Here is a 23,993-nt window from a genome sequence, read left to right as displayed (position 1 = left end):
TCGGCATCCCACCCGGAACCGTCAAGAGCCGCGCCTTCTACGCCATGCGCGCCCTACGCAAAGCACTGGCACAACGAGGCATCACCGGCGTGTAGTCCGCACGCGACCGGACTTCGAACCGCGCCAAGGCCGACCCGCACCGTCACGACCCAGCAACTCGTGACGTTGGCGGAGCACCGTGAACAGCTACGCGGCTCCCGCCGGCCGGGCTGCTCTCGCCGCCGCGCCGTCCGGCCCGCCTACGCCGTGGTCCCCACCCCCGACGCTCGGGCGGGGCTCCTCCCGCCTCCCTGCGTCCGGCATCCGTCGGCTCATTCCGCGCCCTGGCGGCATGTGATGTCGAGCGGGTTACCTTCCGGGGTACGGCGGGTGAACCGACTCCGTCATCATGTCGTTCCACTCGTGACAGCCGAAGCCGAGGTCGAGGGACACATGATGGATTGTGAGCAGACCAGAGAAGAGCTGGCCGTCCGAGCCCTTACGGGGGACCGCCATGGTGGGATGGACGCGGAGAGCCTCGCGCACCTCGGACTCTGTGCGGAGTGCTCGGCAGAACAGAGACGGCTCGCCCACGTGACTCTGGCCCTTTCGAGCATTGATCTCTCCACCTTCGTCGGGCTTCGAACAGCCGACGCCCGGACCATGCCGCGAACAACACCGGAGCCGCGGGAGCCGGTCCTCGATTTCCGGGACCGCGTGGGCCCGCGGACGTGACATAGAGGCGCCAGGACTGCCTGCACGGGCCGAAGGCGCCGGCCTCCGGAGCGGCACGACGGCGTGGGGCCGCACTCTTCGTCCGGTTCTGGCCCGGCGAGGCAGCGCCCGTGGGGACTCGGGCAGCGTTGCCGCTCAGTGGCGCACCGCGAGACCCACCCTCCAGGGAGCCTCCGTCGATCATCGGGGCCGTTTCGGGAAGGGCCGCCCATCGTCCGTCCCGTCCCGTCACCGACCCGCACGCCCTGGCGTGACCCACAGAAAAGGATCACGCCAGGGACGGGTGAACGGCGAAGTCGTCGCCGCGCAAGGTGAACCGGTCATCGCACGCCACCGTTGTCGGAAGTGCGGACAGCGGGACCGCGCCGGCACATGCGGCGGCCTCGCCGGACGACGCCGCGGACCTCCCCGCTGCGCCGTCTCTCGCGCACCTCGTGGGGACGGGGTCCTCCCTGCCCGCCGAGGCCGTGCGAGTGGCGTCCTGACCATCCCCTGGTGTCCCGCGTCGGGCTCCGGGCACGTCATCGCGAACGGCGTGCGTCGGGCGGTCCGGAACCGGAACGAGAGAAGGCGAGTGAACTGTGGGGACGGCGCCTGCGGACAGTGAACCGGCTTATTCCTTCGACGAGTTGATGCTGGCCGCCACCATCGCCAGACGCTTCTACCTGGAGAACGCCTCCAAGGTGGAGATCGCGCAGGAGATGGGCCTGAGCCGTTTCAAGGTGGCCCGGGTGCTGGACATGGCCGTCGCCCGCGGCCTGGTCCGGATCGACATCACGTTCCCCACCGACATCGACATGGAACTGTCGAGCGCCTTGGCCCGGAGGTACCGGCTCCGGCATGCGATCGTCGTCAATCCACACCAGGAGGATCCGGGCGGCCCGGAGCCCTTCACTCACCTGCTCGCTCCTCCCGCCGCCCGGCTGGTGACCGATCTGCTGGACGAGGACGGCGTGCTCGGGCTGGCCTGGGGCCGCGCGATCACCGCAGTCAGCAGGGCGTTCACTCGGCTGCCGCCGTGCTCGGTGGTACAGCTCACCGGGGTTCACCCGCCGCACGCCATCACCGACGAGTCGGTCAAGGCCGTCAGCTCGGCCGCGTCCCTGGCCGGCGGGACCGCTTATCCGCTCTACGCGCCGTTGGTGCTGCCCAATGCCCTGACCGCAACCGTACTGCGCAGCCAGCCCACCATCGCGGCGGCGCTGACCCAATTCGGCGCACTGACCACCGCTGTGCTGGGGATCGGTGCCTGGGAGCCAGGCCTGTCGACGGTGCACGACGCGCTGTCCGAGCCGGACCGGCGAGGGCACGCCGCAAGGGGGGTGGTGGCCGAAATGGGCTCACTGCTGTTTGACGCCGACGGGGAGCTGGTCCGAAGCGGCCTGGCCGACCGGATGATCGCCGTGGACGCCGATCAGCTGCGCCGCACGCCGGAGACCATCGCGGTCGCCGGTGGCCGGATGAAGGCACCGGCCGTACGGGCGGTGCTCAGGTCCGGCCTGCTCACCGGGCTCGTCACCGACGCCGTGACTGCCCGGGCCGCGCTCACCGGACCGTAAGTGCCAGTTCGACAGGCGGACATGGTGCCACAGAGCCGGATCGCCGTGCGGCCGAGCCACGCCGGGGCGGTCCGCCCTCCGGCCGTACCCCGCCTCGACGGAGCCGGTCCGGCGAACCCGCCACCGGATGCCGACGGTGTCACCCCACGCCACATCCTTCACCACGTGGCTGAAAGGCCCCGAGCATGCCCCACCGTGTGGGGGAACGCCCGGGGCCTCGTCATCCGTTCGTACCTTCACCGGTAGGAGGCGTCAGCCCGCCCGGCCCGGGACAAGGGATCAGCCGCGCCGCCAGGTCTGGTTGGCGGTGCCGGTGCAGGGCCACAGCTTGACCGGCGTGTTGTCGGCACCTTCACCCCACCACACGTCGGCGCACTTGTCGCCCGCCTTGAGCGACACCAGGTCCTCGGTCGCGTTGATCTTGAACTTCTGCCCGCTCGACCCGTTGCACTGCTGCAGCCGGATTGCCGTGCCGTTCTGCACCGACCCGCCGTCCAGCCCCATGCACAGGCTCTGACCGATGCGCAGCGTGTGGTCCTCGTCGTGGAAGGACCAGATCTGAGCGCCCTCCGAGCTTCCGCACGGCTGGACGACCAGTTCTGAGTCGGCCCCCCGGGTGGTCGCGGTCAGGCACTTGCCCGTGTCGGCACTGACGATCCGGGCGGAGACGACGGTGACCTGCTGACTCACCGTCTTCTTGGTCACGCTCTTCGCCTCGACCTCCTTCTTCAGCGGCGCCACCTTCTGCGGGCGCGCGCCGGCGGCGACGGCAGCGGCGGGCGAGGGCGAAGCGCCCGGCGACGCCTTGCCGCCACCCTTCGTGGTCTTCCCCTCCTTTCCGCCGTCGCCGGCCTCGGGCGAGGAGGAAGCGTCCTTCGGCGACTCGGCGACGTAGACATCCGGCAGCTGCTCCGTCTCCTGCTGATCGCTCAGCGTCCGGGAGTCGGCGGCCACCGTGGTCTGTTCCTCGGGATGTTCGTCCCGCTCGTTGCCGGCCATGACGAGCAGCGGGATCGCGATCAAGATCACCCCGGCGATACCGGCGGCGGCCAGCATGGGGGCCTTCGGCCGCCCTGGCGAGCCGTCCCCGTCGGCGTCCCCGCCGCCGTCTCCGCTTCCGGCACTGCCGGGGCGGCGAACCCCGCCGAGGACGGCGGCCAACCCGGACAGGGCGCCGCCGGCGCCGCTCCGTGAGGAGGTACGACTCGGCTCAGCGGCATCCGGGGCCGCCTCCGGCCGTTCCCCGCGGTCCGTGCTGGGTGCCGTGGTCCGTGCCCGCGCCTCCGGTTCCCCGGGAGCCGCGGCCGTTCCGGCCGGACCTAGGTCGGCCGAGGTGGTCTCCGTCTCGTGGTGGCCGGCCTCACCGGACGTCCTGTTGCCACTGAGGGCAGTGGTACCGGCGGTGCCGCTGGTGGTGGCCGTACCGCGACGCGGGGCGGGCCGCAGGGCCTGCTCCGCGTCGTCGCCCACTGAGGGCAGGGCCACCGCGCGGCGGACCGGTGGCCCTCCGTCGGTGCCGGCTGGGCGGGTGGATGCTCCACCGCCTGGCCTGTTCTGGCGTGACATCGCTCGTTCTCCTTCGGTCTCGCGGTTGTCTGCCACGTGACGGCATGCGCTCGCCGTGCCACGCGGCCGGTGCGGCGGTGTACGCCGCCGCCGTGCTGCCCGACCGGTAGGGGCGGCTTCGCCGAGGCCCCCTGCCCGGTGGACGAGTCATCCGCCCTGGCCCAACGGCCCGATGCAACGGGCCGGCCAGCTGGGTCCCCCGCTACCGGAGAGGACTCCGTCGAGAGCCTTCTCCAACCGTTCCAGCGCCGAGTGGTCCAAGCCGTTCAGTTCGGCGTCCGCGCCGTCCTGATAGAGGGCGGCGGTCGCCGACAACTCCCGTAGCAGGACGACCGGCACGCCGTGCTGCGTGCGGGAGTCCAGCACCCGGAAGGCGCTGCCGGGAGTGAAGACGACTTCGTCCGCCGCTGCGACGGCTCCGGGCCGGTCGAGCAACTGCCGTACCTTGCGGCCGGTGACGGACCAGATCACGTACCGCACCGGGGCGCCCTCCGGGCGGGCACGGGGCAGGGCCAGCGCACCCACCGGAGCTGGGTCCAGCAGCAGCGTGCCCGGCTCGGGCGCTCTCTCACCGCCGTCCGGCGCCGCGCCGCGGACGACCACTCCCCGGTAGGAGGGGAGTCGGCGAAGCGCCGAGGACAGGCACGCGGCGTAGCCGGGGAGCCGTCCGTCGCCGGTCCGCAGGTCGCGGGCGAGCGCGGCATGGTGCAGCGGTCCGTCCTCGTAGGTCAGGTAGGCGTGCAGCGCGATCAGGTCCGCGCGGGCCTCCGCCAGCTCCTGGCCGCGGAGCGCGGGCATGCGGGTGAGCCAGCGCTGCACGGCGGCACCGTGGCCTTCCCACCCGGAGGCAGCGAGGTCCCGGAAACCGGCACGCTCGGCGACGGTACTGACGTGCCCGGGCCGGTACGGCACGGAGGTGGAGAGATCGAGGGCGGCTCGGGGGCCGGTCCGGCCGGTGGCAGGCGCTGCGGGCGCGCCGGCCCCCGAGCCGCTGTTCGTCGGCGGGGCGGCTTTCGGGGCGGTGCGACCGGGGTCGGCCGGGCCCGGTCCGGCGGTCGTGCCCGGCTGAGGGGGTGCCGTGGCCGCGTCCGTATCCGTGTCCGCGTCCGTGCCCTGCGGGGCGGGCAGGGCGCCATCGGCCGACGCGCCGCGGCCCCGGCCACCCCTCCCCGAAGGTTCGCCGGAATCGGCCCGCGCCGGGGTGACGGCACCGTCCCGAGCGCCTGGGTCCTGCGGCAGCCCCGAGGGAGCGCCGAGCGCTCGGCCGCTGCCTTCGGTGGCGGAGCCGGTGGTGGGGTCGGTGACGGGATCGGAACCCTCACGGCTCCGTTCGGCCGTTTCGTGGCTCGCAGGGTGCGGCATCAGGGGTGCCGGGCGGTCTCCACGGTCGCCGGCGGGTGACGGTGTCCGGCCCTCCTGGCGGACGGCGGGGCGGGTGCTGTTCGACGGGTGCGGGCCGGGCTCCGGCTTCGTCGCCCGGATGTCGCGGCTGCCCCGGGGACCGTCACCGGTCGAAGTGCCGCCTTCCGGTCCCGCTGTGTCCGGTGCGGCCACGGCGCGAGGGGCCTCGGCACGCCCGGCCGGGCCGTGGGAGGCGGGAGACACCTCGGGAGCAGGTGTCTCGCGGGGCCGGGCAGGGAGCTTCTCCTCCCGGACGGTGGCGTCGGGCTGCTGCCGGCCTTCCGGGGGCCGTGCCCGGCCGGCGAGCGGCTCGCCTGCTGCGCGGGATGGCAGGGCGGTCGGGCCGGAGGGCTTCGGCTCCTCCGCGACCGGCTCGCATCCGGGCCGCCGGCGGTTCGCCGAGGCGGGGGTGGTGGAGGTGGAGCCGGCGGCGGTCTGCTCCGCAACCGGTCGTTCCCCGCCTGGGAGGTGTGGCCCTTCTCCAGCTGCGGCACGTGCACCAGGTACGGGCGGCCGGGGTACGGGCGGCCCGGACACCGTGGGCATCGCGCCGGAGCGTGCGGGTGGGGGTGTCCGCGCCGGCGCCCGGAGGGCCGCCGGAGCGCCGGGCGCCGGACCCCCCGTGCGCCGACCGGGCCCGACCTGGCGGGTGGCATAACGGATGCCGGCCACGCCGTGTTCGGTGGCCAGGTCACGCAGGCTCCGTTCGCCCGTGGTCAGTCGGCCGCGCACCAGCAGCGTCGTCCTCGCGCGGGGCCGGAAACCGAGCTCGATCAGGAGCCGGCTCAGGGCGGGCAGCAGCGAATCGTCCACCGGCTGCCCGGGGACGCCGAGTTCGACGGTGAGGGTGTCCGGGTCGACGGGGACGGTGACGACGGGCGGTCGGGGGCCGTCGAGGGGGACGACCGCAAGTCCGGCCCTGGTGACCGTGACGCCCCAGGCATCGGTGAGCGGGGTGAAGTCCGGCCGGCCGCCCGGCATCCCGACCAGCGCGGGGTGAACGAACGTGGGGCGCGGCATGGGCCGTCGGCCGTCGGTACCGGGGGGCCCGCAGATCACAGCGGTGACGTACGGCTGCCAGGTGGGCTCCCCGGTGCGTCCGATCAGACTCGGCCGGACCGCCCCCAGGGTGTCGGGGTCGCCGGCGAGCAGCGGGATGCCGGTGAGCACCTCCACCTCCTCGTCAAGCATGTCGGCGACCGACTGGCCGAGCCGCAGCAGGTCGCTTCGCCCGCCGGGGGCAAGTCGGGCCCGGGAGCGGTGGGCGGCGGGGAGCGCGGCAAGCACCGTGGCGACCTCCTCGGCGGCCACGTCCTCCGCGTCGGGCGCTCCGACCAGGATCAGGGGGTGCCCGGACTGCACGGGTACGGCGAAACTCAGGTCGTCGGTGCCGGGGGTGGGCACCTCGGCAGGACGGATGACCAGTCCAGCGGGAATCTGGTGCACCAGGCATCCGCCGGAGGTGCGGGCCGGTACCCCGTGCAGCGCGTTCTGCCACTCCGGCATCGGGGCTCGGCTGCCCAACGGCCTTGGCTCGGAGTCGGGTTCGAAGCGCCACCAGCCGCCGCCGGGCGTGGACGGGTACGGCACGTAGAGCGTGCCCCCCGGGGTGATCAGCACGGCTCCGTCCGGGGCGATCACTTCCAGGCCCCAGGCATCGGCGATCCGCCGGGCCAGGCAGGGCCGGTCCGCCCGGTCGTGGCCGGCACCGGAGAGCACCAGCCGCACCCGGGTGGAGCCCCGGTCCCGCAGGGTGTCCAGGGCGTTGCCGAGCCGCGTCCAGTGCGTCGCGGTGTCCCCCTCGCCAGGCGCGCCCACCAGGATCGTGACCGTGTCCTCGCCTCCGACGGCCAGGGCCACTTCCGTCGCCTGGGCCAGGGACGGGAAGTCGTCGTCCGCCGAGCGCAGCAGGACCACGCCGTCGACCTCCTCGACCGGTGCCACCCCGGACGGCCGGCCGGGGTGACCGTCCGGGGTGGCACGTGCCGGAGCGGCGCCGCCGTGCCGGGAGAAGAGGGTGGACCACCGGCTCATGCGCTGTTCTCCCCCGTGCGGTCACCGGCCGCTGCCCTGGCACCGTGCCGTGCGACGGTTTCCACCGGGGCGCCGGCCCTGCCGCACGTCCCGCTCCCTGCGGAGTCGGTGACGCCGCCCCCGGCCCGCCCGCCCGCCGGAACGTGCTCCGGCACGGGCAGGGTCCGCTCAGCGATGGTCTGCTGGCTCATCGTCTCCTCACGGTCCTCACCTTGTTCGGCGGTTCCCGGACCGTCCCGGACACCCGGCCGGGAACTCCCCCTGCCGTCCCTCCCCCGCCCCCGGGGGGCACCGGGCACCTCGGGCGACAACGGGCGGGTGCGAGGGACGGGCACGGGCCGGAAGGAACGGGCCCGGACACCAGGGGGTCGAACGGTCCGGCGCCGCCTCCGGCCCGCGCGGGACCTCAGGCAGGGGCGCCACACCGCTCACCGAGCTCCTATCCCCACCCCGTCTACGACGAGGGAACCGCATCGGTTCACCGCGCTCGCGGGGGTTTCCCCGGTAGGCCCGCCGGCCAGGAAACACCGCGAGCCCTGGGTCATGGCTCGCGGGCCGTCACCTCGTCGGGGGCCGGCGTCGTGGTGGAACCAGGCGAGGGGTTCGCGCCGGGGGCGGGGACCGGGGGCGTGACAGGGGTACCGGCCGGGGCCGTGCTCGTGGCGCCGTCGGAGAACCCGCGTCCCGAGGGCGCGGAGAAGGAGCCGGGAAGCCCGGCATGCGCCGGGGGCGGTCCGGACTCGAGCGTCCCCGCCTCCCGTCCCACCGAGGCCCGCCACCGGGCACCGACCCGGGTCAACAGCACCGTGGGACCGGGCGATGCCTCCGGAGCACGCGGAACTGGCCCCCCGCCTCCGGCGAAGACGAACCGGAGGCCGAGCGTGCGGGCCAGCAGGCCCGCAAGCACCTCGTCTGCCGGACTGCCCTGCCGGCACAGGTGCAGCCAATACCGCTGGGCGGTGGTCAGAGAGACCGAACCGGCAGGCACCACCCCGCCCGCCAGGATCGCCTCCACCTCCACGCTCGGATCGAACGGCACACCGGCCGCACGGAGTTCGGCGATCGTCACTCCGTTGCCGTCCGCAAGCTCCTCCGTCCCGGCCGGTACGTCGGCGTCGGTGATCACGCCACCGGCCCACACCCGCAGGGGTTCGGCACCCGGAAGAACGGGGGCGGCCACGTCCATGCCGAGGTCCCGGCCCACCTCGGGGGTCAGCAGTTCCGGTGCTCTGCGGACCACCGCCCGCAGCAGTGCCTCCACCGGGTCGCCCCCTTCGCCGTCGGCGCCGTACGGTTCGGCCGCAACGCCGTCCGTGCCGTGGGGTTCGCCGATGACGTCCGCGGCCTCGGGTCCCCCGGCACGCCTGCCCGGCGCTTCGGACGTCCCTGTCGCTCCCCCCGCTGTTCCCTCACCCACCGCCCGTCCGGCGTCACCGTCTTCGACGAACAGCTCGGGCGCCACGTTCACTATGTCGTCGGCGAGAGTCTCTCCGTCCCGGGCGAGCGGCAGTTTGGCGTACAGCGCGTGCGGAACGTCCACGCTGAGCGCGCCCCCGGCTCCGGCGATCACGAGCCGGGCGTCGACGCGGTAGTGGCGGAAGACACGCACGCTCTCCTTGTTGCTTTCGTGAGTTTCGCCGAGTTTGCTCTCGTGCTTCTCGCCCTCCTCCACACCGACCAACTCGAACGGCGCCCGCTCGGTCAGCCGGACATCCCCGTGGCTGTCGCCGCCCTCCGGCCCCAGGGCGAGGTACCAGCCGGAGGACTTGTCGTCTCCGACCTTGACGCCGTGCTCGTCCTGGCGGTATCTCCGAGCCTTGTACCTTCCCGTCCCCCCTTGCCCCTGTATCAGGGGATGTATGGCGGTGGGCTCGAGGCCGAGGACGAAAGTGGCGTCCCCGAACGGCACCACGTACCGGCCGGCCAGCAGGTCGCCGATGTTCGCCCGCAGCATGCCCTCGCTGGTGTAGTGCCGGTACAGCAGCTCGGACTGGGTGCCCGGGTCCAGCCTCGGGGGGAGCGTCAGGGGCCACCCGAGGGCCTCGCCGGAATCAAAGTTCCCGGAGCTGCGGCGGGCAGCCAGGGGAATCCACGTGCTTGCGGCTGCCGTGGCGGCGGGGACCGCCCAGGGGTGCAGGACGTCGGCCAGGGCCTGACGGCCGAAGTTCCCCGGGGCCGTATCCGGGGTGGTGGCGGCGCCGGGTGTCCAGCGCGCACGGTCGAGATCGCGGCGATCCAGCCCCGGGGCCGCTCGGTTCAGCGGCACCGGGGCGGCTTCGTTCCCCGGCTCTCGGGCGGTTTGCTGCACCGGCACTGTCAGTTCGGCGGGTACCAGCAGGCGTACCTCGCCGTCGATGCTGCCGCCGGTCTCGCTGTCCGCATGCCAGATCCAGGGGCGGGCGCGGTACCACAGGCGTTCGACGCTGTCGGTGCCGAGCATGTCGCCCGCGGTCAACAACGCCCGCTTGGTCCAGCGGACCGGTGCCTCGATCCCCGCCGGAGGCTCGCTGCTCAGGCCCATCTCGACCCGGAACTTCAGCGGCAGGACGACTTCGTGCGCCGGGCCCTTGCTGGAGGTGCGCTGGATGTCCTTGACATCGTGCTCGTCCGCCACGCTCCGGCCTGCTTTTCTCCTGTACCCCGCGCCCAGTTCACCCCCGCCATGGCGGTGGCCGTATCCCGCGTGCCCCCGGATGTCGACACCGATACTCCCCTCCGTGTCTGACGAGGTCCCCGTTTCTTCCTTGAGTACGCCCTCGCTGCGCAGGGTCAGGGTCACGTCGGGGCGCGGCCGTTGCCCCTCCTGGGAGGAGTGGGAGCCGGTGACGTTGATCCACAGGTAGCGGGTGGTGCCGAACGGACCGGGTAGCGGCAGCCAGCGTCGCACTCCCGACGTGATCAGCAAGGGATACTGGGCCTCCAGCCGGTGCGAGGCGTAACTGCCGTGCAGCGCACGCATCAACAGGTCGGGCCAGTCGCCCGCCGGCGCCCCACGCAGTACGGCACCGGAGCGGATCATGGCGTGGATCCTGTCCAGCACCTTGTCTCCACGCAGCAGTTCGGGATGCGCGACGCCGGGGAGCAGGGCGGCGTCGAGGATGGTGCGCGACTCGGTCTGGCGAGGGTCCTGCACGGGTGGGGCGGACGGGGCGCCAGGCACCGTGTCCGGTACCGCCGGGGCGTGGGCACCGGACGGAGGAACCGTGTCCCCCGGGCCACCCGTCACCGGCGGGAGCAGGTCCACCATCCGGCGCTCGGGCACCAGCAACTCGAGGGCGCCGGGGACCGGCAGGTAACGGGTCATCTCCTCCCGCTTGCGTCCCCGTCGGCGCATGGCGGTGACCTCGAAGACCGGGGTGGCGCGCACGGTGTGTGGTCTTCCCCCGTAGGTTGCCCGCGTGATCATGACGTTGCCGAGCTTGCGCTTGCGTTCGTCGGACCAGCCTCGCCGGTAGCCGAAGGGGACGAACGCCGCCAGACGGCCCGTCAGGCCCTCGTGACCGTCCCCCTGCGGGTCGGCGGTGCCGGAACCCTCACCCGGCTCGTGAGCTGTCGGTCGGGTGTCGAAGCGCATGTGCAGACCGACCAACCCGGACACCCCGACGCCCCAATGGGTATCGGTGTCGGTCTGGTGGAAGCCGCCGGCCTGGAGGTAGTGCTCGATCTCCGCCTCGTCGGCGACCGGCCCGAGGTCCTGTGGATCTGCGGCGGTCAGCCGCAGACGGATCAGCTGCTGGAAACCGTCGCGCTCGGGCAGGTCGATCACGAGGCCGCCCTGCGCACCGGTCAGGTCGGCGATCTCGGCGGCCAGTTCGGTGGCCGTCGTGCCGTCGCGCACCGCATCCGGCCAGTTCCGCCAGTCAGAAGCCCACTCCTGGGCTTGTCTCTCCGGCACCCCGGCCAGCCGGCTGTGCAAGTACGCCGCCAGGAGCGGGAGCTCGGGGATTTCGGTGAAGGCCGGATAGATCCCTGAGGTGCCGCCGCCCGCGAAGTCCACCCACCGCTGACCGGGCTGCTGCCACGGGGGGGTGCTGCTCCAGTTCGCGGGGGCGAGTTCGGTCTGGGCGAGAGGGACGGCCGGCACGTGCGCCCGCGGTACGTCCACCAGGGCGACCAGCTCACCGGGACGGTCGATCCACCACACGTCCGGTGTCCCCGGTCCGTCGCCGCCGGGCCGGCTCACCGACAGTTCGTAGACGATGTCGTAGATGTGCGTGTCCACCGGCCCGGCGGTCTCGGTGCGGCGATAGGCCTTGGCGGTGCCGGACAGTTCGTACTTGTCGGCACGGCCGCCGTTCCCCGTCACCCTGAGGGCGCCGAGCTGGAGTCGCAGCCAGTTGCGGAAGCCCAGACGGGCCGCGGCGCCGCCACCGATCTCCAGCGACCATTTGTGCTTGCGGTGGCCCGCAACCGTGCGTTCGCTGATCAGCCGCGCGTTGATTGTTCTGTCTTCCGCCTCACCGCCCGGGGGCTCGTGGCGCTCCAGCAGGCGACCGCGGACACCGACCCGGTAGCGGCGACCGCCCACGGAGACCTCCCGCGTGAAGCCACGGAGCAGACCCGCCAGATCACCCTCCAGCGCCGGGGTACCGAAGTACTGTGCGAGGTCCCGGTCCGTCGTCGACCAGCTGGCACTGTCTGCCCGGGGGCCGAGGTCCTTGTCGATCGCCCAGCGAAGTTGTTCCAGCACCAGCTCGGAGCCCGGCAGGCCGACGAGCATGCCGAAACCCTGCCCCCGCCGCACGGCCAGGGCACGTGGTTCGCGGGGGTGCGGTAGCGGCAGCGGGGCGTCCAGCCGCGCCGGGCGGGTGGTCACGCGTACCGGATCCGTCCCGGACGCACGCAACAGGGCCCGCACCCACGGGCGGGCGTCCACCGGTCCAGCCGGCGGCCACGGCGAAACCGAGGACTGGTCCCGATCCTGACGTGGACGCGCCCCGCCCAGACTCATCAGCGCGCCCACCAGGTTGCCCTCGAACCCGGCCGCCTGCGACTGCGGCATCCCGAGCTCGGCCCAGACGGTGACGTCGACCGGTGCGACCGTGTGCGTGGGGGACACGGTTTTTACCACCAGGCGCAGCCTGGTGCCGTACCGGGCTTGAGCCGTCCTGGCGGTCAGTACAGTGTGCGAGGAGGTCTGCACGGTCAGGCTGTGGCCGTCGGAACGTTCCGACATGCCGCGCAGACCGAATGCCGGGAAGATGCCCTGCGGGGCGGTTCCACCTCCCGGCCGGCCGGACGCCCCGTCAGAGGACGTCGAGTGGCCACCCCCGTCGCCGGGGCCCAGGACGCTGAAGAAGAAGCCCAGACCGCCGCGACCGTGGCCCTCCTTCTTGCGCTGTTCCGACCAGCCTCCGCCGAGGTCGTCGCGGACTCCGACGGCGGCGGTCATGCCGAGGTACTGCACGGCCTCGATCTCCGCCTTGATCCAGAAGTGCCCCTCGAACGACCGCTCCGTTCTCTGCCCGGCGAGCGCGGCGTTGGTGACGTCGCCGGAAGTCAGCAGCCAGCGCCCCCGGTTGAGGATCGATGTCTCGTTGAGCGTGGTCTGGACTTGCGCCATGATCCGCTGAACGGCCTTGGCACGCAGGTGGACCCTCAGAGCGCGCATCAGCCCGGAGACGGCCTCCGTGGTGTCCAGGGCGTTGAGGACGAGGTGCGCCCGCGGGGGCACCGGGGCGGGACCGCTGGGATCCACCACGGCGGCATCGGGCGGCGGCACGGTCTCGTCCGGGCGCTGCGCGCCGGGCGCGGTGTAGTCGGCGGGCAGGCCGAGAACAAGCGTCCGGGGGGTCACGACGCCGTGCGAGAGCTCTTCACCGTCGACGAAGATTTTGACCTGGAGATCGGTGTCGAAGCCTGCGGTGGCGGCGATGAACGGCTTGCGGCTGGAAATGACGCTGCGGCCCCACTTGCTGACCTTTTTGCGTGAGGTCCCCGCGCTCACAGAAGGCAGGCCGGGCAGGACCGCCGCGACGGAGCCTGAGGAGACCCCGATCGCACCGAGCAGGGTCGCCTCCAGCCCGTGCGAGACCTCGCGGGACGTCTCGCCCCCGGTCGAAGTGGCGGCGAAACCCACCGCGTACTCGCACACCTCGGCCCTCTCGGCGGTAGGTCGGGGGCGTGGCTGGACGGGGCGGGGCCGCAGCCAGATCAGCCGACGGTCCACCACCAGTGTCCGGCCCTTGGCGAGCAGTTCGTCCCACTCACGGGGTCCGCCCGTCAGCAGCAGTTCCTTCAGAGCGGGCCGGAGTCCACTGAGCAGCGTCTCGCTCGCGCGGCGCGTGTCGCGCAGGGCATCGGTGATCTCCTGCGCCCACCGTGTCGCCTGGTCGTCGGAAGGGGGGTCGGACCGCTCCACGAAGGCGATTCCCAACGCGCCCTTGTCCAGGTACCAGGGTGCCTCGCGCGCTGCTGACAACTCGGGGGCGGCGGCCGAAGGCGGCGACGGCTCCGGAATTCCGGCGAGGCCGGACGCCGGGGCCGGGCCGGCGCCGGAGACCGTAGGAAGGGGGAGGCTTTCCGTTCCTCCGGCCACCGTCTGGTCTGCGACCGGTGAGGCAGCAGGCTCCGGGCCGTCGCCGTCCCCCCGCCGGCCGGTCCCCGCGTCCGCTCCCGGATACGGATGCGCCGTCTCGGACACCGCCGGTACCTCGGACGGCACGGGCCGCGAGGCTGTGGCGCCGGCCGCCGCCGACCCGGAGTCGAAGCGCCACGGGTCAGCGAACGGCGACACCTCCTCATCGCTTCCGGTGGCCGCGAGCGCGCTCCGGTGGTCACCGGAGGACGCCGCGACGGACGAGCCGAAGAGATGGGGAGCGCCGCGGGAGTCGACCGCCGCCCCGTGCACGGCTCCGGTGGAGGACGTGCTGTCGACCAGATTCCACAGCCTGTCCAGATCGGCCGGGGTCAGCCCGTCCGGTCCGGGTGTCCAGGTGTCACTGTCAGGGTCGCCGAGGCCCAGCTGCCTACCGATCTGCACCGCCAGCTCGTCGGATGTGGCATCGGTCCGCCACCGGCGCCGGGTCGTCGGCCCGCCATCGAGCCGCTCGGCCACGTCCACCCGCAGGTGGGCGCCCTTGCCCGCCTCGACCCGCTCCACGGTCACGTGTAGTTGCCTGCTGCCGGGGAAGCGGTGAGCAGGCCGGTTGAACAGATCGTCCACGCCGCTCTGCACCCGTTGCCACAGGACCTCCAGGTCCTTGGTGGCCGGGCTCCCTGGGCCGAACTCGACCTGGACCGTCAGATCATCGATGCCGTGGATCCCGGTGACCAGGCGCCGCAGGTCGAAGCCGTGGTCATGTCCGCTCCGGCTGTCCCGATCCGGACCCACACTGCGCGGCTCGAACATCTGCCGGGTGAGGTGCAGCCCTTGGAGGTGCGGGCGGTCGGGCAGCAGGGTCGTCCAGGGCTCGTCCGCGGGCTGCGGTGAGGCCGGGTCGGTCACGGCGATCACATGCCGACCGTCCGGGCCGGACAGCAGCGCCGAACCGGCGTGATGGATGTGCACCGCACGGCCGGTCACGTCGGCGGTCGCCTGGGCGAGGCGCTCGACGCTCGACCGGTCCGCCACCGGCCCCACCAGTACGATCTCTGTGGCCTTTGCACCCCGGAGCCTGGAGAGGATCAGGTGGGCGAGGGAGTCGTGGGACGTCTCCACGGAGCCTTCCCGTCCATGGACGACGACGGTTTCCGCCCTGATGTCCGCGACTTCCACGACCGAGTATTTTCTTCGCCACGGCTGGTAGCCGGTCTGCCGCAGAGCACCCGGTGCGCCGACAGCGATTCCGGTGGTGTCCAGCTCGCGCACCTTCGTGCCCGCCAGGGAAACGCCCACGCGGGAACCGTCTTCGCGCACGATCGGCTGCGCCACGGCGAGTACGCCACGATGCTCCAGGTCCTGGGCGGCCCACGCTGCGGGGCCGGCATCCGAATAGCCGTGCGCCCATGCCTGCGACGCCCGTATCCAAAGATCCCGCTGTACGGACTCGTCGACCACCGTGCTCTCGTCCAAGTGCAGCGCCAGGCGGGCGACCGGGTCAGGACCGTACGCCCGGACGGCGTCATCGACGGCCGCCCGGCCGCGGACCATGGACCAGAAGGCCCGCGTTCGGTCGGTGTCGGCCGATGCCGGCGGCTTCCTGGTGCGCGCGTCACCAAGGACCAGCCGGCCCAGAGCGCTCTCCCCGGCGACCGCCCACTCCTGGGAGACGATGGTCACCGCCGGCATCGGCAGACGTGAGGCCAGAGCCGGCGTACCCGGCGGGCTCTGCGCCTCCCAAATCCGGGCAGTGTTCAGCAGGCGCTCTCGCATTGCTACCGGGTCTTCCCCTGCCATCCCGTAGTACTGGGCGAACAACTCCGCGGCGTGATCGAAAAAATCCATGGTGAAAGGGCCGTGGGCGTTCAGCTCCGGATGAGCGCTACGCAGCCGCTCCAACGCCCCTATGCCTACGAGTAGTTCGGCGTCGAGCTCCGCCCGCGGGCCGAACACCCTCCGCAGCGCTCGCACCAGGCGGAGCGCGGTCGGTACCGCCCCCACGGATGTCCCGGTGCTGGACTGCAGCTTCATCATGCGCGCCAAGACCACGAGCTGATCGCCGTCGGGTTCGGGATCGAACGTCCGCCATCGGCTTAGCGTCCCGTCCAACCCGGCATCGACGAAGGGGACTATTCTTCGACCCATGACGACAGTTCCGACGGCGCTAGGGCTGGCCATGACACGGCGGCTCAGCGCATTGGCGAGGTCCTGCGCCGGCTCGGGCGTCAGAAGCGGATCGGTCGTGCCGAGCCGTAGGGAGCCTTGGTGGCAGACTTCCAGCAGGACCTGGGCGCGGTGCCCAGCAGGTGCACGCTGATCCAGTTCCGTCAGACTCCGACGCCGTCTGAGCCAGCCGGCCGTCTGCTGCGCGTCACCGCTCCACTTACCGCCGTTCTCGGAGGACCAGTGGATGCGCCCATCGCGGTCTCCGTGCGCGGAGAACTCGTAGACCGGGATGTCTTGGGCCACCAGGTCGGCCCAAGGGGTCCGCCGACGGGCCCCGAAATTGCGCGTAACCGGATCCTGGACGTAATAGGTCGTGTATAGGGCGGCCAGGGGGTACTGGTGCTCCACCTGCGCCCATTCCTGTGGGTGCAGCGAGACCCGGCCGGTGGAATGGTGCGCCGCCGTCCCACGGTCACCACCGGCCACGGTGGGATAGGTCCGCAGGTCTGCGTCCGGAACCCACTTCTCCTTGCCGTCGGCGTCTTTGAGCCACTGTCCGGCTGTGGGGTCGTGCTCGGGAAGCACGCCACGGCCAGGCTGCGTGAACAGCCACTGCCCCCATGGCGCCGCTCCCGGGTCGTGGTTGGCCAGGGCAAGGTGTGCGCCAGGACTTTCGTCGGTCAAGGTCGAGTTCGCGGTCGGCGCCCATACGGACAACGTCGATGCATCGGCAAGGGCTCGCGGGAGCAGGGTGCTCCCGCCCCCCGCATCCACCAGCGCCGGCGCCAGCAGAATCTCCGCTCCCTGCGGGAACTTGTCGTCCCGTCGAATCACTTCGGCCAAGGCCACGGGGTCCAGCCATCGGGACTGGCCTTCATCCAGCGTTACTTGTACCCGATCGCCTTCAGCGTCCGCCACGAGCAGATAAACCGTGCGTCCCTGCCATGGCGCCGTCCTCCGGCTGCCCCGCACACTGTGCTTGTGCCCGTCGACATCGGTGCGTAGCCGTGAGACCACCCCCAGGTCCACCTGGCCTATCGGATCATTCCGCCAGTTACGGCCCACCACCTGGCCGGAGGCGTCTTCGACCTGTGTCGTCTCCGACAGCGCGCCCTTGCTGACCAGAAAGGATCCGGTCAGTTCCACGAAGCTTGCGGCCGGTTTCCTGTGAAACGCGACCGCGTCCGCAACGGCCTCGTAGTCCTCGTCGTCCAGGTCGTACTCGCTTTCCCGCAGAAGTATGCGTCGGATCGCGTCGTCCATCCCCTCCCTGTCGAACACACCGTCCGGCAGCAGGTTGCGAATCACACCTACTGCGTCCACCATCGCCTGCCGATAGTCCTCGTCCAACATGTCTTCGTCGATGAGCTGCTGGACCATCGTCTCGGCTACCTCAGTGTCCGAACGCACCCATTCGGTGTCCGAAATCACCGATTCCGTCTCGGAAGTCAGCGATTCCGTGTCTGAAATCAAGGAGCGGTCAGAATCGTAACCGCGACCCGAATTGAAGAGCGATGGATCGATGAAGGTGGCATAGGCCGCCGTCGACGGAGTCCGGGCCGTGGTCGCGTTCTCCGCCCGGTCACTGACGGTCCCACCGCCGAGCGGGGTGGAGACGGTCGCGGGGTGCGGTGTGGTGGTACGGGCGAGGGCCTCGACGAGGGTGTCACCGGGATGTGACGCCCGATGCCGGTCCAGCAGTCGTGACAGTTCTCGCGAGGTCAGCGGACCCATGTCCCCAGCCGGGGTGTCCGGACCGGTCAGGCGGGCGTTCTCCCAGGCCATCGCCCCCCGCAGCAGGGTCTCGAACTCCTGCCGGCGCTGGGGGTCGTGGCCCAGGTCCGGGCCGGCTTCCCGGCGGATGGCCCGCAACCAGCGCAGCGCCCGCTCCCCCGGCCGGTCGGTGCCCGGAACCAGCCCTGCCCGCCACGCAGCTGCTTCCAGTTCCCCCGGTGCCGGCTCCGGGTGGAAAACCCTGTCGCGGTGCCGAGGAGTCGTCAGACTGTCGATCACCGCGAACCGGGCCGGCCGGTCCAGCTCCGGCCCCGCCACCGCCACCGCGCCCGTGTCGGCGCGCACCACCTTGCCCACCCTCGACGCCACATCCTGCGCGATGGGCACCTGCTCCAGCAGGTCCTCCCCCTGCGGCTGCGCAGCGGCGTTGCAGGCCAGCAACCGGATTTCGGTGCCCGGAGGCAACGTGGAGAAACTCTTCCGCCGCATGATGACCCGGGCCAGGCCCTGCCCGTCGGTCAGCCCTGTCCGACCGTCCTTCAGCGGCAACTCCACACCCCGCGGTCCGACATGCAAGGCAACGGTGTAGCCCGCCCCCGGCCCCTCCAACGTCTCGACAGGCCCCTCCGCACGGACCACCGGATCCCAGATCACCCGATGCCGCACCGCCGCCAGATGTCCGTAACCCTCCCGCCGGACATCCATGTCCTTCTCGGAGAACCACGCCCGGCCCCCACCCGACTCACCACCGTCCCGGCTTCCCAACGGCGAGGACAGCAAATCCTCCAACGGCTCCCCACCCGTCAACGACACGAATCCCTCCACCGACGGAAGGGGTGCTTGTGCGGGCGACGGCCCCCGCGGCGACGCGACGGCCGCGGGGGGCTCCGTGGAGGGGGCGGACAGCGGTGTGGGTGTCGGGGGAACATCGGCGGACGGGGACACCGCGGCGGGGACCCGCCCGACGGACGGTGACTGCACGGGGGAACCGCTTGCGGGGACGGTGCCGGCGGAGGGCATTTCCTGCGGGCCCGAGGAAGGAAGCGGAACAGCCCTGGCACCGGTATCCGTCAGCGAGGCACCGGCGGAGCTCCTGTCGACGGGGGTCCCGGACGTGTCAGTCCGCAGCGGATCGGGCGAAGCAGCGGAAGTCGGCGCGGGCGCCCGCCAGTCCGCCGTGGATGACCCCTCACGCCCCACCGGAAGATCCAGCGAAGCCACATCGGACAGCACCGGCCGGGTACCGATATCCGAAATGTCCTCCCCCGACGACCACCCCCCAGCCGACCCGGCAACTCCTCCCCGGTCGGCAACAGGACCGCCCTGCCCGGTGAGGGCGGAAAAGACATCCGACTCCGTACGGTCCGACACATAGCCGCTATCCGTGGAAGTCACCGAACGGGCGTCGTCGTCGATGTCCCACACCGGCGAAGCCTCCGACATGGAATCATCACCGTACGAAGGATCGGCACGAAGGGGATCAGCGCCCGCACGCTCCGGACCCGCCACCCGGGCCCGGTCGGTCGGGTCGTTGACGTCACCGGACCCGGCGCCCCCCGCACCCACCCCGCGCCCACCTGACCACGCCATCTGATCAGCGGAGGGTTGCAACCCGACCCCCGACGGCCCGCCCGTGTCACGTACCGGACCTGACGCGACAGCCGACTCCGTAGCGACTGCTCCGGACCCGGCCGGCGTCACGGGGACGGACGACACCTCTTCCGCCCCCACGACGGACACCTGTCCCGGCACCGCGTACGGCGCGGCACCGGGCGACGTTTCGGGAAGTGCCGGGGCAGGTGGGACAGGGCTGATCGTGGAAGGCGGGGTGAGGCTGGTGGTCGACAGCGGGGGTGAGACCAAGGGCATGCCCGGCACAGGGGTGGCAGGTCCCAGTCCCGCACCGAGACCCACCCCTTCCAGGAACGCAAGCCCGTTCACCCCGCCACCCAGAGCGGCATTCAGCCCCAGACCCAGACCCACATCGGTGCCGGTACTCCCACCGTCACCCATGAAAGCCGGGGTATAGCCGCCACCACCCGAGGCGAACACCGCCTTGTGGAACCCCTTCCCCACACCCACCGCACCCACCAACACCACCGTGGACACCGCCCCCGCCACGGCCGCCCCACCAGCCGTCTGCACACTGAACGCCCAATGCCCCTGCAACGCCCCGATCGTGAACATCTCCCCCAGCGACTCCGCGCCCCCCTCCACCACGCCCGAATGCACCGCGTTCAACGGCACCGTGAACTCCGGCCGATCCTTGAACTTCCGCTCCACCTTGTCGACCAGCCCCTGCGACGCACCCCCCAGCACCTCTCCGAACAACCCCGCGAACGCACCGAACAGCGCGTCCTGACCCACCTTCGACCAATCCACCCCCGACGGACGCGCGACGCCCGGCGCCGTGGCCATGTTCAGCAAGCGCGCCGCCAACGACTGCAACGCCTCCTCCAGCGCCTCCAACGGCACCCCCACCAGGGGCACCACCGAGTGCGACAACGCCTGCAACGCCAGCAGGATCCGCAGCACCGCCCGCGCCCGCACCGCCGCCAACGCCCCCAACGACGCCCCACCCGTGAAGAACGACAGCGCCAGATACAACTTCACCTGCGCGAGAAGCAGCCCCACCTCCATCAGAATCTCAATCTTCGACTCCCGCACCTGCATCGAGATGTTCACCCGCCGCCGAGCGACGTCCTCCACCTCATCCGCCAACTCACGCAAACGGCTCTCACCTCGATCTCCCACGAGATCCCCCAGCGCCCTCACATAGGCGTCCCCCACCTCCCGCGGCAACTCCGCCCGCATCCGCACGATCCCCGCCTGCACCTCATTCGACAACTCCCGCAAACCACCCGCCAACGCCAACAACGGCACCCGCGAATTCAACGCACCAGCGGCATCCGTCGACGGCCATCCCTCGCCCGTCAGCGCCCGCACCAAACCATCCACCACATCAAACGAATCAGACACAATCAAAACCTTTAACGAAGGGAGGCCGGAACGGAATCAATCAACACGCACATGCCGGAGAGCACTTCGGAAATCCAAGAAGGAGATGACCACCCCGTCCGAAGCGAACAACAGAGCAGCACAGCGACGAAAGTGATGCCGCCGGCGAACTGGCGGAGTCCGAATCGAGTGAGCACCGTCGGCCACCTCGGCACAGCGCACGCCGGCGGCCCACATCCGGGGCCCCCGGCCGGTCGGTCCCTCCCGCTCACACCCGGAGAGGGCGGGACGGAGGGGCAGCCTCGGCAGAAGGGCACGTGCCTCCACGCCCTCGCACCCTCCCCGGCAGATGCCGGTCCGGGTGATCACGGCTGCTCGGTGTCCCATCGGGGGCGCTACGAGGGAAGGTCAACGCTCGAGCTGGACGATCCCCTTTCCCCCCTGTGTCCCGGAACCCCGCCGTCCGCCTTCATCCGGCGTTCGCGGTCATGGTTTTCGACCTCCCCAGGGCGCCCGTATTCCTGGCTGACCAGACCGCTGCGCAGCGTGAACGGCACGTCAGCGGCGGCCGGTGGGACGTCCTGGAGGGCTCGGTCCCTGACGACGGCCGGGGTTTGTCCCACCGCGTCGCCCTGGCCGGTCTCCCCCGTCTCCCCTGCCCTCGGCTCCTCCGGCCATGGCTGACCCGCCGGTTCGGGAAGCTCCCGGCCCTCGACTGCCGCGCGCAGCATGTCGACGTCGATGGTCGTCGTCACCGGGGCGGTGGGGCTGAGGTAGAGCAGCGGAGTGTCCTCGGCCAGGCCGAGCAGCTCGGTCACCGAGATCACCCGGTGCGGAGGCAGGCCGGGCAGGGCGGCTGCGCCGTTCCCGTCCCCGTCGGCTTCGCCGTCGCTCTCCGGGGGCATGGTGAACACCGGGATCGCCAGGATGCCGTCCGGCGCCGGGACCACCCGGGGTGCACCGTCAGGTTCGGTCACCACCGCGACGTGGGGAAGCTGGGCCAGTGCGCGCGGCACCTCGCTCACCGGGCCGTACCCGGTCACTGCGCGCTGGGCGGCCTCGTCCACCGGGTCGGCGGGTGGACGCCAGCCCAGGGCCTCCGGCGACGGCCGGTACTCCTCGTTGTCCTCCCAGTCGACGATCTCCCCGCGTGCGTCCGTCCGCCACCGGCCGAAGACGGCCCAGGACGGCGCCGGCCCCTCCCCCTGCCAGTTCGGGTCCGTCATGTAGAGGAAGTGTCCGGGCGCGAACCGGGCGGCTTCGAGAATGTCCGGAGGCGGCTCGGGGATCTCGCCGGGCAGGGTCACCTGCTCCCAGGCTTCCTCGGACGGATCAGCCTCTACGTCCTCGTAGGCAAACCGAGGCTCTGGTTCCTCCTCCGTGTGCGTGGCCGACGGCGGCTCGGCCACCTCGGCCGGATCGCCAGGAAGCGATGTCACGTCCGCTTCCGCGACGGCCGCTCGCGCTGCCGTGTCCCGGCCGCCGGTGTTCGGCTCACTCATGCGGGCGTTTCCTCTCCACGGAATCGATCGGTCGGTCGGGGCGTGCTCCGTACACAGGTCTTGCCCTGTACGAGGGGGAGACCGCCGCGCACGTGGTCGGCACCGACTGCTCTGTCACGAGGAACGCCGCCGACGGACATCCGGTTCACCTCCCGCAAACGCCGGGCTGCCCACTCGCTGCCGCCGACAGGGTGGGCCGGCCACCGCCGGCGCCGGTGGCTGTTCGCCGGGCGCGCCTCCGCCACCGGCGCCTCGTCCGTGCTCGGGGGAACAGCTCCGAGATCACTCGCCACGGCAGCCCGGACAACTCCGTCACGGGTAAACCCCTGTGAGTCCTCGAGGCCCCCGCGCCTGGCTCCACCAGTGCAAGCGCCGCCGCACATATCGGCGCTCTCTGGCAGGCATCAGTGCAGGCGGGTCGGTATCTCGCACGTCGCCCGACCCGTGGGCCCGAGTTACCTCATGCGCGCCGGGTCGTCGTCGTTCGGCAGACCACGCAGACCATCAATGCCGACCTCCCGCCTCGGCGATCATGCCGACGGCGTCATCGGAGGGCTTTTGTACGGCACTACCCATATCAGATGCCGGAGAAAGAGCGCTGAACACTTCATTGACACTGTCAAGCGCGTCCTTGATATTACGGAATTCCAGCGCCAACGCGGCAGTCAACTGGTCGGCGAGGGAATCGCCACGCCCTTCGACACCTTGCCAGCCCGCGGTCGCCCAGTGACCAGTTTCCCACTCGGAGTGGATGCGCCTGGCCAAGAGCATCAGGCTTTCCAGCGCTTTGGCACTCCTGCCGATTCCGGGCACATCGGCCTGATAATTAGCCTCACCCATCGCCCCTCCCCTTTCCTTTACAATGTCCTGTTCGTCCGCGTACCGTTCGCCCGCTTGACGCCCTCACTTCAGCCGTGCGGTAGTCGGTGCGACCGCCCCGCCAGGCGCCCTATTCCTCGGCGATCTCGTCCCGCAGCCGGCTCATCGCGGCAGACTCGCCCTGTTCTTCGAACCCTTCCAGAGCCGATCCGAAGAGTTTGTTCCAGTCGACCGCGAGGGCTTCCGCTCCCGGCCCGCCGGACAGCATGCCCGCGAGCGGATCGAAGACTTCCATGACCTGACGGGCCAGCTCGGCGCGGGCGCGGCCGGCTGCGTCGAGTACGGACGCCGACAACTCCGCGCCTGACATGGCTCGATGACCGTTGCCCGGAAACTCGATGGCGGTGAGTTCGCCCTGGGCACCGACCGTCAGTTCCACCTTCTTGTCGGCAGACTGTGCAGTGACGGTCGTCCGATGCAGGTTCTGCTCGGCCTGCTGAACGGCGGCCTCGACGGCTCGCAGGTCGTCCCAGGCCTTCTTCACGCGGTCGTCGATGGGCAGATTCTCCATCACCACGCGTCCCTTCCTTCCCTTTGGGTTCCCTCACGGCTGCGCACTCCGCCTTCCTGCGGCGCAAAGGCCGCCACGGAAAGGGAGGCCGCTCGCTCCCGATTTCTGTCAGGCCGCCTTACTCGCCCCCCTGCACCTCGCCCTTCTCGGCGGGCTGTGCGGTACGCGGCCGACGCCTGCGGACCGCTGTCCGCGCTCGGCCCCCGTCGGCATCCGCTTGCGGACGAACCCCGGCAGAGGCACGGGGACACTGCGTGCTGGTCCGGGCGCGTGGTCGCGCGGTGGCCGTCCTCGTGACTGCCGGGATGAGGTAGGTGGGGGAAGTGGCCCGGGGTCAGCGGCCGATCTGTACGTCGGACCATCGCTGGGCCAGGCTGCCGGCGGTGTAGCGGTAGTGCTCCGAGATGTCGGTGAGGAGCCCGGAGTGC

At 71.5% G+C, this 23,993-nt stretch carries 8 protein-coding genes; 1 reads left to right on the top strand and 7 read right to left on the bottom strand.

The features are described 5' to 3' along the window. The first annotated feature begins 1,295 nt into the window (after positions 1-1,295). Positions 1,296-2,273: a sugar-binding transcriptional regulator gene (locus ACFY8O_RS34140; RefSeq protein ID WP_387909253.1), complete on the top strand. Its 978-nt coding sequence runs from the start codon at positions 1,296-1,298 to the stop codon at positions 2,271-2,273. A 279-nt stretch (positions 2,274-2,552) separates the two neighbouring features. On the opposite strand, the gene ACFY8O_RS34135 is transcribed toward ACFY8O_RS34140, so the two are convergent. From ACFY8O_RS34135 to ACFY8O_RS34105, 7 genes are all read right to left on the bottom strand, one after another. Next, positions 2,553-3,839 carry a ricin-type beta-trefoil lectin domain protein gene (locus tag ACFY8O_RS34135; protein ID WP_387909251.1) on the bottom strand — a complete coding sequence of 429 codons (1,287 nt, stop codon included), beginning with the start codon at positions 3,837-3,839 and terminating at the stop codon, positions 2,553-2,555. A 147-nt stretch (positions 3,840-3,986) separates the two neighbouring features. After that, positions 3,987-7,274: a hypothetical protein gene (locus ACFY8O_RS34130; RefSeq protein ID WP_387909249.1), complete on the bottom strand. Its 3,288-nt coding sequence runs from the start codon at positions 7,272-7,274 to the stop codon at positions 3,987-3,989. Continuing rightward, on the bottom strand, positions 7,271-7,465 hold the full coding sequence (locus ACFY8O_RS34125) for a hypothetical protein (protein ID WP_387909247.1): 195 nt from the start codon (positions 7,463-7,465) through the stop codon (positions 7,271-7,273). The genes ACFY8O_RS34130 and ACFY8O_RS34125 overlap by 4 nt, the downstream gene beginning before the upstream one ends. Positions 7,466-7,815: 350 nt before the next feature. Beyond that, complete coding sequence (locus tag ACFY8O_RS34120) at positions 7,816-20,694, bottom strand: lonely Cys domain-containing protein (RefSeq protein ID WP_387909245.1); 12,879 nt, start codon at positions 20,692-20,694, stop codon at positions 7,816-7,818. Between the two features lie 374 nt (positions 20,695-21,068). Continuing rightward, positions 21,069-22,175, bottom strand: a complete 1,107-nt coding sequence (locus tag ACFY8O_RS34115; RefSeq protein WP_387909243.1) for a type VII secretion system-associated protein — start codon at positions 22,173-22,175, stop codon at positions 21,069-21,071. A gap of 504 nt (positions 22,176-22,679) precedes the next feature. Then, the gene (locus tag ACFY8O_RS34110) at positions 22,680-23,015 is read right to left on the bottom strand and encodes a hypothetical protein (RefSeq protein WP_387909241.1); all 336 of its coding nucleotides are present in this window, start codon (positions 23,013-23,015) and stop codon (positions 22,680-22,682) included. A gap of 109 nt (positions 23,016-23,124) precedes the next feature. After that, the gene (locus ACFY8O_RS34105; RefSeq protein ID WP_387909255.1) at positions 23,125-23,565 is read right to left on the bottom strand and encodes a YbaB/EbfC family nucleoid-associated protein; all 441 of its coding nucleotides are present in this window, start codon (positions 23,563-23,565) and stop codon (positions 23,125-23,127) included. Positions 23,566-23,993: the final 428 nt, after the last annotated feature.

Source organism: Streptomyces argenteolus (assembly GCF_042902585.1).
Lineage (GTDB): Bacteria > Actinomycetota > Actinomycetes > Streptomycetales > Streptomycetaceae > Streptomyces > Streptomyces argenteolus.
The sequence above is the reverse complement of the archived record's forward strand: the minus strand, read 5'-3'. Positions and strand labels throughout refer to the sequence as shown.

Excerpts from the sequence above, each read along its gene's own strand:
- ACFY8O_RS34125 (WP_387909247.1), bottom strand. The coding sequence starts at position 7,465 with ATGAGCCAGCAGACCATCGCTGAGCGGACCCTGCCCGTGCCGGAGCAC.
- ACFY8O_RS34115 (WP_387909243.1), bottom strand. The coding sequence starts at position 22,175 with ATGAGTGAGCCGAACACCGGCGGCCGGGACACGGCAGCGCGAGCGGCC.
- ACFY8O_RS34130 (WP_387909249.1), bottom strand. The coding sequence starts at position 7,274 with ATGAGCCGGTGGTCCACCCTCTTCTCCCGGCACGGCGGCGCCGCTCCG.
- ACFY8O_RS34105 (WP_387909255.1), bottom strand. The coding sequence starts at position 23,565 with ATGGAGAATCTGCCCATCGACGACCGCGTGAAGAAGGCCTGGGACGAC.
- ACFY8O_RS34135 (WP_387909251.1), bottom strand. The coding sequence starts at position 3,839 with ATGTCACGCCAGAACAGGCCAGGCGGTGGAGCATCCACCCGCCCAGCC.
- ACFY8O_RS34110 (WP_387909241.1), bottom strand. The coding sequence starts at position 23,015 with ATGGGTGAGGCTAATTATCAGGCCGATGTGCCCGGAATCGGCAGGAGT.